Below are 13,089 nucleotides of genomic sequence, written 5' to 3'. Positions count from 1 at the left end.
CGGGCTCAGGGGCGGCCGGTCAGCCTGGCCCGGGCCGCCCTGCCGAACGCCGCCACGAGCCGGTTGCCCTCGCCGGCGCGGGTCGCCAGCACGACGTGGCTCGGCTCGACGCCCTCGAGGGGGATCGCAGTGAGGTCGGGACGCAGGCCGCCGCGGACGCCCGCCGAGATGGACACGGCCTGCCCGGCGGCGACCACCTCGAACTTGTCCTCGACGGCGTCGATGAGGGGACCGTCCGGCGCGGGGCTGCCGTCGGGCCGGGGGTCGATGCGCCAGAACGCGCTCCACGACGGATCGGACTCCCGCACGCGGGGCAGGGGTTCGCCGGCGATGTCGTCGAGGGTGACCGACTCCCTGCCCGCCAGGCGGTGGTCCAGCGGCACCACCAGCACCCGGGGCTCGTCGTAGAGCGCCGTCACGTGCAGTCCGTCGGTGGGCAGCGGCATCCGGGTCACCACGGCGTCCACCCGGTGGTCCAGCAACGCCACGCGCGCCTCGTTCCAGGGCACGTGCTGGGTGCGCACCTCGGCCTCCGGGTGCCGCGCGCGCAGCTCCCGTACCGCGGGGGTCACAATGAGGCCCGCGGTGTAGCCGACGGTGATCCCGTCCGGGCGGGCGGCGGCACGGGCCTCGGCCGCGGCGGTCGCGGCGGAACGCAGCAGCGCCTTGGCGCGGGGCAGGAAGACCTCCCCTGCGCCGGTGAGGACGGTGCCTCTCGGGGTGCGGTCCAGCAGACGCGCGCCGAGCTGCTGTTCGAGGCGGCGGACCTGCCGGCTCAGGGACGGCTGGGTGACGTGGAGGGCCTCGGCGGCCCGGCCGAAGTGCCGGTGCTCGGCGACGGCCGTGAAGTAGCGCACCAGCCGCAGGTCGAGGTCCGGCGGAGCGGAAGAGGAGTCGCTCATAGCCTCAGCCTAGCCCGTCGCACGCCGTTCACCTGGGGTGATGCCCGGAACGTATTGCGCCGTGCAGAACGGGCCTTGGACCGCGGGCCTTCCCGGCCCGCACGATGGGGACCGTCCCGGAGCGCGCCGCCGGCACCGCGCGAGGGGACGGCACCACACCACCTCATCGAAGGATCGCAGCATGCGTGTTTTCGTCACCGGCGCCACGGGTCACATCGGGACCGCCGTCGTCGCCGAACTCCTCGGGACCGGGCACGAGGTCGTCGGCCTCGCCCGCTCGGACCGTTCCGCCGCCGCCCTGACGGCCGCGGGCGCCGGCGTGCACCGCGGCAGCCTGGAGGACCCGGAGGCCCTGCGCCGCGGCGCGGCGGAGGCCGACGGGGTCATCCACCTCGCCTTCGACCACGCCTTCTCCGACTACGTGGGCGCGGTCGCCGCCGACCTGCGGGCCGTCGAGGCGATGGGCGAGGCGCTCGCGGGCTCCGGACGCCCCTTCGTGATCACGTCCGGCACCCTGATGCTCGCGCACGTCGCACCGGGCATCCTCGGGACGGAGGACCACGCCATCGCCCCGTCCACGCCCCCGGTGCCGCGTGCCGAGGCGGAGAACGCCGCGGTCGCGCTCGCCGCGCGCGGGGTCCGCTCGTCGGTCGTCCGGCTCGCCCCCTCCGTGCACGGCCCCACCGACCTGCACGGCTTCGTCCCGCGGCTGATCGGCTTCGCCCGCGACAACGGCGTCGCGGCGTACGTGGAGGACGGCGCCACCCGCTGGCCCGCGATCCACACCCGCGACGCGGCGCGCCTGTTCCGGCTGGCCCTGGAGGCGGCGCCGGCGGGTTCGCGCCTGCACGGGGCCGCCGACGAGGGCATCCCCTTCCGGGAGATCGCCGAGGCGATCGGCCGCGGCCTGGACGTCCCGGTCAAGAGCGTGCCGCGCGAGGCCGCGGGGGAGCACTTCGGCTTCCTGTCCGGCTTCGTGACGCTCGACAACCCGACGTCGAGCGCGCGCACCCAGGAACTCCTGGGATGGCGCCCGGAGCACCCCGGTCTGCTCCAGGACCTGGCGGAGGGCCGCTACTTCGGCCCCTCCGAGGGCTGAACCGGGGCGGCGGCCGGCGGTCATGGCGACCGGTTGACCTGCGGCCATGACCGCGAACCCGTACGACGCGTCGTGGATCACCCTCCTGGAGTCCGACGCGGGGGTTTGCGCCCGGCCGGGGACGTACTTCCGGTACGGGCAGGGCGACCCGCGGCTGCCGACCGCCGTGCCGACCGCCGTCGCCGGGCACCGCCGCTCTGCCGCACGGCTGGAACGGCCCGCGCCGGGCGACAGGGGTCGCCCAGGCGTCCGGGCCGCTTCCCGAGCGGTCGGGCGGGGCTGTGGTCGGCATCGTCCCGCCGGGGCCTTCCGAATCGGGCGGCGCCCCGGTCGCGTTCGCCCCTTGTGGGCGTTCACGCCGTCGTCGTCACCGGTCTCCGACGAGGAGGCCCTGCGGCCGACGTTGCACACGGCACGACGGCGGCCCCGGACGTCTCCGTCCGGGGCCGCCGTCGTTCCCTGACCGCTCGTCGAGATCACCGGGGACCTCGCCCTCGCGGTGACCCTCGACGAGCCGCACTCCTGGCAGGACGCGCCCGCGCCGGGGTACTTCGGCTCCCTGCTCGGCCCCGCCTGGTACCTGCCCGCCGCAGCCGCGGCGCTGACCATGCGCACGGTGGTGGAGATGTGGTGCGGTGGCCGCCGCTTCCGGCAGGAACTGACGGGATTGCGGCCCGCCACGCCGCCCCGTGAGTGGGCGGCGCCCGCCGCCGGCAGCGGGACGCGGTGGGAATTCACCCTGGACGCCGGCTACTTCGGGCCGGGCGCGGGCCCTGACCGGGCAGCGGGGCCCGCTCGATACCTGCGCGCCGGACTGCCCGGAGGCCGCGGGGCCCGGCCGGGTGGTCGTCCGGGACCTGCGCGACGGCGGGCGGCGGGCCGGAGACTTCGTCAAAATCTGACGCAGCATCAGAAAATCTCTTCCCCCGGCCGGTCCGCTCGGGCATCCTGCCCCCATGGAGACGGAGCTGAGCAAGAGGCTGGGCATCGAGCACGCCATCTTCGGCTTCACGCCGTTCCCCGCCGTCGCGGCCGCGATCAGCCGGGCCGGCGGCATGGGGGTCCTCGGTGCGGTGCGCTACACCGCGCCCGACGAGCTGGCCAGGAGCCTGGAGTGGCTGGAGGCGCACGCCGACGGCCGCCCCTACGGGCTGGACGTCGTCATGCCGGCCAAGAAGGTGGAGGGCGTCAGCGAGGCGGACGTCGAGGCGATGATCCCCGAGGGGCACCGGGACTACGTCCGGGAGGTGCTGGCCAAGTACGGGGTGCCCGAGCTGGAGCCGGGCGATGCCACGGGCTGGCGCATCACGGGCTGGATGGAGCAGGTGGCCCGCTCGCAGCTCGACGTCGCCTTCGACTTCCCGATCGGCCTGCTCGCCAACGCGCTCGGCTCCCCGCCCCCGGACGTCGTACGGCGCGCCCACGAGCGGGGCGTCCCCGTCGCCGCCCTCGCCGGCAGCGCCCGGCACGCCCGCCACCACCAGGAGGCGGGCATCGACATCGTCGTCGCACAGGGCTACGAGGCCGGCGGGCACACCGGCGAGATCGGCGGCATGGTGCTCGTGCCCGAGGTCGTCCGTGCCGTCGACCCGCTGCCCGTGCTCGCCGCCGGCGGCATCGGCACCGGCGAACAGGCCGCCGCGGGACTGGCGCTGGGCGCCCAGGGAGTGTGGCTCGGCTCGGTGTGGCTGACCACCACGGAGGCCGAACTGCCCTCCTCCGCCCTGGTCCGCAAGCTCCTCGCGGCCGGCTCCGGCGACACCGTCCGCTCGCGCGCCCTGACCGGCAAACCGGCCCGCCAGCTGCGCACCGAGTGGACCGACGCCTGGGACGACCCGGCCGGCCCCGCGGCGCTGCCGATGCCCCTGCAGGGCCTGCTGGTCGCCGACGCGATCACCCGGATCCAGAAGTACGAGGTGGAGCCGCTGCTCGGCACGCCGGTCGGCCAGATCGTCGGCCAGATGCGCGAGGTGCGCAGCGTCCAGGCCGTCTTCGACGACCTGACCCGGGGCTTCGAGCGGGCCCTGGACCGCATGAACCGCATCGCCGGACGCGGTTGAGGAGGCGTCCCCATGACCTCGACCGCATCGGGCGCCCCCAACGGATTCTGGGCCCAGGCCGGCGCCGACCCGGAACGCGTCGTGCTCACCGCTCCCGACGGCGACCGGTGGAGCGCGCGGCGCCTGCACGAGGAGAGCAACCGCCTCGTCCACGGCCTGCGCGCGGCCGGACTGCGGACGGGCGACGCCTTCGCCGTCGTGCTGCCGAACGGCGCCGAGTTCTTCACGGCCTACCTCGCCGCCTTCCAGGCCGGGTTCTACCTCGTCCCGGTCAACCACCACCTGGTGGGACCCGAGATCGCCTGGATCGTCGCCGACTCCGGCGCCAAGGTGCTCGTCGCCCACGAACGCTTCGCCGCGCAGGCCCGGGCCGCCGCCGACGAGGCGGGCCTGCCCGGGACGCACCGCTACGCCGTCGGCGCCGGGGGCATCGAGGGCTTCCGCCCGTACGCGGAGCTCACGGCCGGCCTGCCCGGCACCCCGCCGCAGGAGCGCACCACCGGCTGGGTCATGAACTACACCTCGGGCACCACCGGCCGCCCCCGCGGCATCCGGCGCGCCCTGTCCGGCAGGCCGCCGGAGGAGACGTACCTCGGCGGCTTCCTCGGCATCTTCGGCATCCGCCCCTTCGACGGCAACGTCCACCTCGTCTGCTCGCCGCTCTACCACACGGCGGTGCTGCAGTTCGCCGGCGCCGCCCTGCACATCGGCCACCCGGTCGTCCTGATGGACAAGTGGGCGCCCGAGGAGATGCTGCGGCTGATCGACGTCCACCGCTGTACGCACACCCACATGGTTCCCACGCAGTTCCACCGGCTGCTGGCCCTCCCGGAGGAGGTCAGGCGCCGTCACGACGTCTCCTCGATGCGGCACGCCATCCACGGCGCCGCGCCCTGCCCCGAGCACGTCAAGCGGGCCATGCTGGAGTGGTGGGGGCCGTGCGTCGAGGAGTACTACGCGGCCAGCGAGGGCGGCGGCACCTTCGCCTCCGCCGCCGAGTGGCTGAAGAGGCCCGGCACGGTCGGCAAGGCGTGGCCGATCAGCGAGATCGCCGTCCACGACGACGACGGCGAGCCCCTGCCGCCCGGCGAACTCGGCACCGTCTACATCAAGATGAACACCCCCGCCTTCCGCTACCACAAGGACGAGGCCAAGACCCGGGCGAGCCGCATCGGCGACTTCTTCACCGTCGGGGACCTGGGCTACCTGGACGAGGACGGCTACCTCTACCTCCGCGACCGCAAGATCGACATGATCATCTCCGGCGGGGTCAACGTCTACCCCGCCGAGATCGAGGCCGCCCTCCTCAGCCACCCCGCGGTCGCCGACGCGGCCGCCTTCGGCATCCCGCACGACGACTGGGGCGAGCAGGTCAAGGCCGTCGTGGAGCCCGCGCCCGGCCACGCACCCGGGCCGGAACTGGCCGCCGCCCTCCTGGCCCACTGCGAGGAGCGCCTGGCGGGGTACAAGCGCCCGCGGTCGGTGGACTTCGTCGCCGAGATGCCCCGCGACCCCAACGGCAAGCTCTACAAGCGCCGGCTCCGCGACCCGTACTGGGAGGGCCGCGCACGGCCCGTGTGACGGCGCGGCCGCCCGGCCCCGCCGGGGCGCCGGGCGGGGCGGTGGCGCCTACTGTGGAGGCGAGGCGAGGGAGGCACATCCGATGACCCGACCCGTCACCGTGGGCCTGGACGGCTCGCCGGAGAGCCGCGCCGCCATGCACTGGGCGGCGGGCGAGGCGCTGCGGCGGTCCGTGCCGCTGCGCCTGGTGCACGCCGGGGGACACCCCTACGGCGACGCGCTCGTGCGCGACGCCGCACGGGAGCTAGCCGAGCGCAGCCCGGAACTGCCCGTGACGACCGACGTGGCCGACGCCCCGCCGGCCGAACTGCTGGTCGCGGAGGCGGGACGCAGCGAACTGCTGGCGCTCGGCTCGCAGGGGCTGAGCGGGCTCAGCGGCTTCCTCCTCGGCTCGGTGGGGCAGACGACGCTGGCCCGCGCCGAGGGTCCCGTCGTGGTCGTCCGCACCGGTCAGGAGGAGGAGCCCGGTGACGACCGGCGGCCGGTGGTGCTCGGTTTCAGCCTGCGGAAGGGCGCCGACGAGGTGATCGCCTTCGCGGTGGAGGACGCGCGGCGGCGCGGGGCGCAGTTGCGGGTCGTCCACGCGTGGTCGTACCCGCCGACGTACGGGTACGTCCCCGCGGCCATGGACCCCACGTGCGGCGCGGAGATCTGCGCCGCGGAGCGGCACGCGGTGCAGGCCGCCCTGCTTCCGTGGCGTGAGGAGGCGCCCGGCGTGGAGATCACCGAGGAGGTTGCCGCGGGCAACGCCGCACAGCCGCTGGTGGACGCGGCGGCCGGGGCCTCGCTGCTGGTCGTCGGGCGGTGCCGCAACCGGCCCGGCGGCGTCGGCCCGCACCTCGGCCCCGTGGCGCACGCGGTGCTGCACCACGCGGCCTGCCCGGTGGCCGTCGTCCCGCACTGACGCCGGCGCGGACCGCCTCAGCCGACGGCGAAACGAATCGGCCCTCGGCGGAACGGGCGACGGCCGGGCGGGTGACGTACGCGCAGGCGGGTAGCGTCGCCCGGGTGAGCGATCTCAGCACCGTGCACGTGAACGGCATCCGGATGGCCTACCGCACCTGGGGCGAGCCGGACGCGCCGCCGCTCGTCCTGCTCCACGGACGCGGCTCGGACGGCGCCGACTGGCAGCCGGTCGCGCCCGCCCTCGCCGCGACCCACCGGGTGTACGCCCCCGACCTGCGCGGCCACGGGGCGAGCGACTGGCCGGGCGAGTACGCCTTCGAGGCGATGCGCGACGACGTCGCCGCGTTCCTGGACGCGCTCGGCCCCGGGCCGGTGGCGCTGGCCGGGCACTCGATGGGCGCGGTCGTCGCCTACCTGGTGGCCGCGCAGCGGTCGCCGCGGCTGACCGCGCTCGTCCTGGAGGAGCCCGTGCCGCCGGACCCGGAGGTGCCGCCGCGGGCCGTGCCGTCCGGCCCGGCGGGGGACGAGTCCTGCGACTGGCGGGTCATCGCGGCCGTCAACCGCTGGCGCAACGCCCCCGACCCGGGCTGGTGGGACCTGCTGGCGACGATCGGTTGCCCCACCCTCGTCCTCGCCGGCGGGGAGGGCAGCCACGTCCCGCAGGACGGGATCGCGGCCGTCGCGGCCCGGGTGCCGGCGGCGCGGCTGGTGACCGTCGAGGCGGGGCACCTCGTCCACCGGGAACGCCCGGCGGACTTCCTCGCCGAGGTCAGCGCCTTCCTTCCGGCGCCCCGTCGCTGACCGGCAGCCCGGCCCGCAGCCACGCCTGGAAACCGCCCTCCAGGTCGGTGGCGCGGGTCAGGCCGACGTCCAGCAGGGAGGCCGCGGCGAGGCTGGAGGTGTAGCCCTCGGAGCACGCCACGATCCAGCGCACCCCGGGGCCGGTGGCCTCGGGGATCCTGGCGTCGCTGAGCGGGTCCAGGCGCCATTCGAGGACGTTGCGCTCGATCACCAGCGCGTCCGGGAACCCCCCTTCCGCGGCCCGCTGCGCCGCCGGGCGGATGTCGACCAGCAGCGCCTCACCCGCGGCGAGCTCGGCCGCCGCGGCCTCGGGCCCGACCCGCAGCAGCCGGGCCCGGGCGCGGTCGAGCATCCGGTCGATGCCGGACCTGGCGGGGGTGGGCGGGTTCATCGGACGGCCTCCGGGGCGATGGCGGACGTGGACGCGGCGGTGGACGCGGACCCGGTCACGGTCAGGCCGCGTGACAGGGGGACGGCGCGGGGCACCGCCGAGGGCTCCGGCTCGTCCGTCAGCACGGTACGCGTGCGCCGCAGGGAGCGCGCGGCGTCGACCGCGTAGTACGACATCGCCGTGAGCGGCGGCGAGTACGCGTGCACGCTCACCGCGGGCGCGGCGGAGGCGTTGACGACGTCGTGGACGTGACCGAGCGGGAAGGCCGCGCCGCCGCCCGCGGCGAGTTCGCGGGTCGCGATGCGGCCGTGGCCCCGGTCGTCGTGGAGCCAGCGGTGCTCGGTGAGGGTGCCGGCGACGACGCTCAGGGCGCCGAGCGAGCCCGCGTGGTCGTGGAGTTCGGTGGAGGTGTCGCCGGGCCAGGTGATCAGCCAGACGTCCACGTAGGGGTCCTGGTGCAGCCGGGTGTACCAGCGGCGGTCAGACAGGTGGACGGGGAGGTGGACACCGGCCGCGACGGCGGCGGCGTAGCCGACGACGAGCGCGCGCAGTTGGGGGAGGACGAGCGGGGTGGGACCGCTCGCCCGGTGGTGCAGGGCCATGGGAAGGGCTCCAGAGCGGGAACACGACGTGCCCCGGCTGGGCGGGGCAGGTCATGGGGTGGCCGGGACGGGTGAGGTCAGCCCCGGCGACAGCTCTGGTCGAAGTGGTGCGCACGGCGTCCCGGCCACAGGGGGCCCAGGTTCCAGATGTTCGTGCGCATGCCGCCATGAAAGCACAGGACCGGCCGTTCCGTCGCGGCCACCGTCGCAGCCGTCACATGGGTGACACACGAGCGGCGACGATCCGCGCGCACTCCATCGACTCGGTGTGTGACGTGTCCACTTCGAGGTCGTAGACCACGCCCCGGTGCACCGCCTCCGCCTGCGCCGCCGCCATGCCCGCCACCCGGTCGCCCCGGGCGGTCTCGCGGCCCGCCGCCACATCGGGCGGGCAGCGGACGCCCACCCACAGCACCGCCAGGCCGTCCAGGGCTCGCCGCCAGCGGTCCTGCGAGGCGGCGCCACCGAGGAACACCTCGTCGACCACCACCTTGGCGCCGGCGCGCGCCATGGCGGCGATGCCGGCCGTCCAGGCCTCGTCCAGCGCCTTGAAGGCGTCGCCCACCGACACGCTCCCGTCCGCCCCGAAGCCGATGCCCGCGCCGGACCCGGTTCCGGAGCCGCGCAGTCCTGCGGGCAGGCCGTCGACCAGGGTGTCCGTGCCGAACGTCAGCCAGGGCTCGGGCAGCAGCACCGCCTGCAGACAGCGCGCGATGCCCGACTTGCCCGAGCTGGAGCCGCCGTTGAGCACGATCACCTGGTACGCCACCGCGCCAGGCTAGGCGGCCGCCCGGCCGGTCGCGAACGAATTGCGGCCGCGACGGGGCGGGCGAAGCGCCGCGCCGCCGGGCGCGGGAGCCGTGTTGCCGCGTGCCCTGCGGGGAGGCCTGGCTTCGGGGTGCGTCGTGATCGTGTGCGCGTGACGCGGCCGCGGGTCCCGACGGTCACGTCCACCCGCTCGGGATACCGGTCCGCGCCGGTGCGTACTTCACGTACGTGGTCTCCGCCTCCGTGCTGCTGTCGGTGCTGGTGATGCCGCTCGCCGGGGCGGTCGCCGACCGGACGGGCCGCAAGAAGGCGCTGCTCGGGACGTTCGGGTACATCGGCGCGGCCGCGACGACGGCGATGTTCTTCGGGACCGGGGACCGCTACCTCCGCGGCGTGGCGCGGGGCGACCGGGGTCGCTCAGGGCCGGGTCCCCGGCGGCCTGTCCATGGCGCGGCGGGCCAGGCGCCGCAGGCGGTGTGCCTCGGCCGGCAGCAGGTTCGGGTCATCGAGGCGGGCGGCGATCGCCTCGGCCATGCGCGGGGCGGGGTCGGTGACGGTGGCGCGCAGGAAGCCGGCGACGAACAGGCGCAGCCCGGCGTCGCGGGCCGGACCCAGGCTGACGCCGCGCAGGATGGCGAGGGTCAGCGCGGTGTCGGCGGCGGGGTCGCCGCCGGCGGCGTTGCTCCAGTCGATCAGCACCGGGCCGTCCGCGGTGAGGATCACGTTCTCCGGGTGCAGGTCGAGGTGGAGGACGCGGTCCGCAGCGGGCTCCCCGGTGGCGAAGCGGCGGCGGAGCCAGCCGGGTGCCGGGACGTCGTGCAGGGACGCCTGCAGCCCGGCGAGCAGGCGGCCGTGGGCATGGGCCCGCCAGGGCCGGCGGGCCAGGTCCTGCGCCATGGTGGGCCCGGTGAGGCGGTCCATGACGAGGTCGGTGCCGTCCGCGTCGTGCACCCGCGGCACGGCGAACCCCACCCCGGCCAGGTGCGCCATCACCCGGGCCTCCTCCTGGGCGGAACCGCCGTGCCGGTAGCGGCGCAGGACCCGTGCGGCGTCGAGGGCGTAGACGTCGGCGTCGCGGCCCGCGCCGATCAGCTCCACAGTGCCTTCGCCAGCTCCGCGGCCGGGGCCACCGTCCCGAAGCGCGGGAGGGATTGCGTGACCGCGGCCTCGTGCTCCGCGGCGCTGAGCGCCGTCATCGCGTCCTCGGCGAAGTGCAGCGCGTACCCGTGGTCGGCCGCGGCGCGGGCCGTGGACTCGACGCCCATGTTCGTCGCGATGCCGGCGACGACGAGGGTGTCGACCCCGCGCTCCCGCAACTGCCCGTCCAGGCCGGTGCCGTGGAAGGCGCCCACGGTCCGCTTGACGACCACGAGGTCGCCCTCCCGCTCCAGCCCGTCGACCAAGTCGCTGCCCGGCGGCTGCTCGTCGACGCCGGGGCGCTCCACCCGCACCAGCACGACCGGCGCCCTCGCCTCCCGGAACGCCGTCGCGAGTCCGAGCGAGGCGAGCACGACCTCCTCACCGGACCGCGGCGCCAACGGCAGTTCCACGATGCGTTCCATCAGGTCGATCACGACAAGTGCGGTGCGCTGGGGTTCGAGACGCGTCATGGGCACACCTTAAGGACCGGGACCGCCCGCGCGCAGGGCCGCCCGTCGATCAGGTGTCCGCACCGCGCTCAGCCCTCCGGCGGGAGCAGTTCGAGGCCCTCGCCGGCCGTGCCGTCCCTGTCCACCGCGGACAGGCGCACCCGTTCGCCGGGCCGGACGGCCACCAGCACGAGGGGCGAGAGCAGGGGCTTCTCCAGCACCGAATGTGCCGTGTACGACGACGCCCGTCCGAGGCCGTACCTCTCGACCCGGACGCGGTCGACGCGCGTGCCCACCAGCAGCTCGCTGAAGCCCACGAGTTCCGCCCCCTCCTCCTCGCCCTCGAAGCCGCCGCGTCCTGTGAACAGCAGGGACTCGGACGAGGAGAGCACGGTGAACGCCGCGCCGTCCGGGACCGGTTCCCACCAGGGGCCGCGTGCGCGGTCCCAGGCGTACGCGCCTCCGGACAGGTGCTCGGCCCGCGTCCACCGCCCGTCCGGACCCGGCGTGGACCAGTACAGCTCGGTCGCGGGGAACCCGTCCCTCCTGCGGTGCAGGAGGAGGACGAACCCGAGGTCGTCGTCGGTCCAGAGGTCGGCCACGACGGGGCCGGCGGCCAGGTCCACGCTCCGTACGCCCCCGGGCGTGCCACTGGGGGCGTACGGGCCCCGTTCCAGGGCCGCCGTCGCGATGTCCGCCATGCTCCGCCGCATGGCCGTCCATGGTGCCACGGGCCGGTGTGCCGCCCGGTGTTCAGCCCCCGGCCGCGCCCCGCGCGGCCACCGTGCGGGCCCAGCGGTAGTCGGCCTTGCCGCTGGGCGAGCGCTGGATCAGGGGGGTGAGGACGAGGCTGCGCGGCACCTTGTAGCCCGCGAGGCGGGCCCGGCAGTGGGTCTGCAGGTCCTCCAGGGAGAGCGCGGGGGCGCCCTCGCGGAGCTGGACGACGGCCGAGACGTGGTGCCCCCACTTCGCGTCGGGCACGCCGGCGACCAGGGCGTCGTACACGTCGGGGTGGGCCTTCAGCGCTTCCTCGACCTCCTCCGGGTAGACCTTCTCGCCACCGGTGTTGATGCACTGCGAGCCGCGTCCGAGCACGGTGACGATGCCCTCGTCGTCGACGGTGGCCATGTCGCCCAGCAGCACCCACCGTTCCCCGTCGCGTTCGAAGAAGGTCCGGGCGGTCTTGCCGGGGTCGTTGTAGTAGCCCAGCGGCACGTGGCCGCGCAGCGCGATGCGGCCCGGTTCACCCGGGGCGGCCGGCTTGAGGGAGCCGGGGTCGACGACCGCGATGTGCGTGCTGACGCGCAGCCGGAAGCCCCTGCGCGGGCCGGAGTCCTCCGTGGCGGTGCCGTTGAAACCGGACTCGGACGAGCCGAAGTTGTTGAGGATCATGCAGTTCGGGGCCAGTGCCTGGAACTGCGCGCGCACGGTCTCGGAGAGGATCGCGCCGGAGCTGGAGAGGCTGAACAGCGAGGAGACGTCGGTGTCCGCCAGCGGCCCGCCCAAGGCGTCCGCGAGCGGCCGCAGCATGGCGTCGCCCACCAGGGAGACGCTGGTGACCCTCTCGCGCTCGATGGTGCGCAGCACCTCCTCGGGGACGTACTTGCTGTGGACGACGACCTTCTGGCCGTAGTGGAAGCCGATGAAGGCGGTCAGCGTGGAGGTGCCGTGCATCAGCGGCGCGGTGGGGAAGAAGACCAGTCCCTCCCCGCCGGCCGCGACCCGTTCGGCGAGCTCTTCGGGGCGTGAGACGGGGACCCCGGTGGGGGCGCCGCCGCCCATGCCGGAGAAGAACAGGTCCTCGTGGCGCCACATGACGCCCTTGGGCATCCCCGTCGTGCCGCCGGTGTAGATGACGAAGCGGTCGCCCGCGGAGCGGGCCGGGAAGTCGCGTTCGGGGGAGCCGGAGGCCTCGGCCTCGGCGAAGCCGACGGGTGCGACGGCGGGTTCGGGCGCGTCCGGGGGCGCGGCGCCCACCCGTATCAGGTGGCGCAGCCGTTCGGTGCGGGGGAGGGCGGCCGCGACGCGGCCGGTGAACCCGGCGTCGAAGACGAGCGCGGTGAGGTCGGCGTCGCGGTAGAGGTAGGCCAGCTCGTCCGCGACGTAGCGGTAGTTGACGTTGACCGGGACGGCGCGGATCTTCATGCAGGCCAGCGCGGTCTGCAGGTACTCGACACCGTTGAGGAGGTGCAGGCCCACGTGCTCGCCGGGGGCGATGCCCTGGGCCGCCAGGTGGTGCGCGAGGCGGTTGGCCGCGGCGTCGAGCTGCGCGTACGTCAGCCGCCGCTCGGCCCCCGTGCCGGGGTGGTCGAGGTGGACCAGCGCCTCGCGGCCGGGCACGGTGTCGGCGACCGATTCGAAGAGGTCGGCAAGGTTGTACTCCACGGCGC

13 protein-coding genes and 1 pseudogene are annotated in these 13,089 nt (G+C 75.4%); 6 read left to right on the top strand and 8 right to left on the bottom strand.

The window, feature by feature from the left end; all coding sequences use genetic code 11:
• Window positions 1-5: 5 nt before the first annotated feature.
• Complete coding sequence (locus tag ACZ7MY_RS33410) at window positions 6-902, bottom strand: LysR family transcriptional regulator (protein WP_499607376.1); 897 nt, start codon at window positions 900-902, stop codon at window positions 6-8.
• Window positions 903-1,083: 181 nt separating this feature from the next.
• Here ACZ7MY_RS33410 and ACZ7MY_RS33405 point away from each other — a divergent pair, with 181 nt between their 5' ends.
• From ACZ7MY_RS33405 to ACZ7MY_RS33385, 5 genes are all read left to right on the top strand, one after another.
• Window positions 1,084-2,001: an SDR family oxidoreductase gene (locus tag ACZ7MY_RS33405; protein ID WP_499607373.1), complete on the top strand. Its 918-nt coding sequence runs from the start codon at window positions 1,084-1,086 to the stop codon at window positions 1,999-2,001.
• Between the two features lie 956 nt (window positions 2,002-2,957).
• Window positions 2,958-4,061 carry an NAD(P)H-dependent flavin oxidoreductase gene (locus ACZ7MY_RS33400; RefSeq protein ID WP_499607370.1) on the top strand — a complete coding sequence of 368 codons (1,104 nt, stop codon included), beginning with the start codon at window positions 2,958-2,960 and terminating at the stop codon, window positions 4,059-4,061.
• Window positions 4,062-4,073: 12 nt separating this feature from the next.
• Window positions 4,074-5,642, top strand: coding sequence for an acyl-CoA synthetase (locus ACZ7MY_RS33395; protein WP_499607368.1), 1,569 nt, complete (start codon window positions 4,074-4,076; stop codon window positions 5,640-5,642).
• A gap of 82 nt (window positions 5,643-5,724) precedes the next feature.
• The gene (locus tag ACZ7MY_RS33390; RefSeq protein ID WP_499607365.1) at window positions 5,725-6,546 is read left to right on the top strand and encodes a universal stress protein; all 822 of its coding nucleotides are present in this window, start codon (window positions 5,725-5,727) and stop codon (window positions 6,544-6,546) included.
• 104 nt (window positions 6,547-6,650) lie between these two features.
• Window positions 6,651-7,349 (top strand): alpha/beta fold hydrolase, encoded by a 699-nt coding sequence (locus tag ACZ7MY_RS33385; protein WP_499607362.1) that lies wholly within the window; start codon window positions 6,651-6,653, stop codon window positions 7,347-7,349.
• Here ACZ7MY_RS33385 and ACZ7MY_RS33380 read toward each other — a convergent pair.
• From ACZ7MY_RS33380 to cpt, 3 genes are all read right to left on the bottom strand, one after another.
• Entirely contained in the window at window positions 7,318-7,740 is a 423-nt protein-coding gene (locus tag ACZ7MY_RS33380; RefSeq protein WP_499607360.1) for a rhodanese-like domain-containing protein, read from the bottom strand. The two genes, ACZ7MY_RS33385 and ACZ7MY_RS33380, sit on opposite strands and share 32 nt — an antisense overlap.
• Complete coding sequence (locus ACZ7MY_RS33375; protein WP_499607357.1) at window positions 7,737-8,342, bottom strand: cysteine dioxygenase; 606 nt, start codon at window positions 8,340-8,342, stop codon at window positions 7,737-7,739. The genes ACZ7MY_RS33380 and ACZ7MY_RS33375 overlap by 4 nt, the downstream gene beginning before the upstream one ends.
• 214 nt (window positions 8,343-8,556) lie before the next feature.
• A complete protein-coding gene (gene cpt, locus ACZ7MY_RS33370; protein WP_499607355.1) occupies window positions 8,557-9,111 on the bottom strand; it encodes a chloramphenicol phosphotransferase CPT in 555 nt (184 codons plus the stop codon).
• Between the two features lie 155 nt (window positions 9,112-9,266).
• On the opposite strand from cpt, the pseudogene ACZ7MY_RS33365 reads away from it, so the two are divergent.
• Window positions 9,267-9,503 (top strand): annotated as a pseudogene (locus ACZ7MY_RS33365) (MFS transporter); the annotation flags it as partial.
• Window positions 9,504-9,527: 24 nt separating this feature from the next.
• Here the strand turns inward: ACZ7MY_RS33365 and ACZ7MY_RS33360 are convergent.
• From ACZ7MY_RS33360 to ACZ7MY_RS33345, 4 genes are all read right to left on the bottom strand, one after another.
• Complete coding sequence (locus ACZ7MY_RS33360; RefSeq protein ID WP_499607352.1) at window positions 9,528-10,208, bottom strand: phosphotransferase; 681 nt, start codon at window positions 10,206-10,208, stop codon at window positions 9,528-9,530.
• A complete protein-coding gene (locus tag ACZ7MY_RS33355; RefSeq protein ID WP_499607350.1) occupies window positions 10,199-10,720 on the bottom strand; it encodes an isochorismatase family protein in 522 nt (173 codons plus the stop codon). Before ACZ7MY_RS33355 ends, ACZ7MY_RS33360 begins: the two co-directional genes overlap by 10 nt.
• Window positions 10,721-10,788: 68 nt before the next feature.
• Complete coding sequence (locus ACZ7MY_RS33350; RefSeq protein ID WP_499607348.1) at window positions 10,789-11,412, bottom strand: hypothetical protein; 624 nt, start codon at window positions 11,410-11,412, stop codon at window positions 10,789-10,791.
• A gap of 40 nt (window positions 11,413-11,452) precedes the next feature.
• On the bottom strand, window positions 11,453-13,084 hold the full coding sequence (locus ACZ7MY_RS33345) for an acyl-CoA synthetase (RefSeq protein WP_499607345.1): 1,632 nt from the start codon (window positions 13,082-13,084) through the stop codon (window positions 11,453-11,455).
• Window positions 13,085-13,089 lie beyond the last annotated feature (5 nt).

The organism is Streptomyces sp. NPDC111520, from assembly GCF_055635295.1.
This window is presented reverse-complemented; position numbering and strand designations above follow the sequence as displayed.

Bases quoted from the DNA above. Each gene is read 5' to 3' on its own strand.
- ACZ7MY_RS33410 (WP_499607376.1), bottom strand. From the start codon at position 902: ATGAGCGACTCCTCTTCCGCTCCGCCGGACCTCGACCTGCGGCTGGTG.
- ACZ7MY_RS33405 (WP_499607373.1), top strand. From the start codon at position 1,084: ATGCGTGTTTTCGTCACCGGCGCCACGGGTCACATCGGGACCGCCGTC.
- ACZ7MY_RS33400 (WP_499607370.1), top strand. From the start codon at position 2,958: ATGGAGACGGAGCTGAGCAAGAGGCTGGGCATCGAGCACGCCATCTTC.
- ACZ7MY_RS33395 (WP_499607368.1), top strand. From the start codon at position 4,074: ATGACCTCGACCGCATCGGGCGCCCCCAACGGATTCTGGGCCCAGGCC.
- ACZ7MY_RS33390 (WP_499607365.1), top strand. From the start codon at position 5,725: ATGACCCGACCCGTCACCGTGGGCCTGGACGGCTCGCCGGAGAGCCGC.
- ACZ7MY_RS33380 (WP_499607360.1), bottom strand. From the start codon at position 7,740: ATGAACCCGCCCACCCCCGCCAGGTCCGGCATCGACCGGATGCTCGAC.
- ACZ7MY_RS33375 (WP_499607357.1), bottom strand. From the start codon at position 8,342: ATGGCCCTGCACCACCGGGCGAGCGGTCCCACCCCGCTCGTCCTCCCC.
- ACZ7MY_RS33355 (WP_499607350.1), bottom strand. From the start codon at position 10,720: ATGACGCGTCTCGAACCCCAGCGCACCGCACTTGTCGTGATCGACCTG.
- ACZ7MY_RS33350 (WP_499607348.1), bottom strand. From the start codon at position 11,412: ATGCGGCGGAGCATGGCGGACATCGCGACGGCGGCCCTGGAACGGGGC.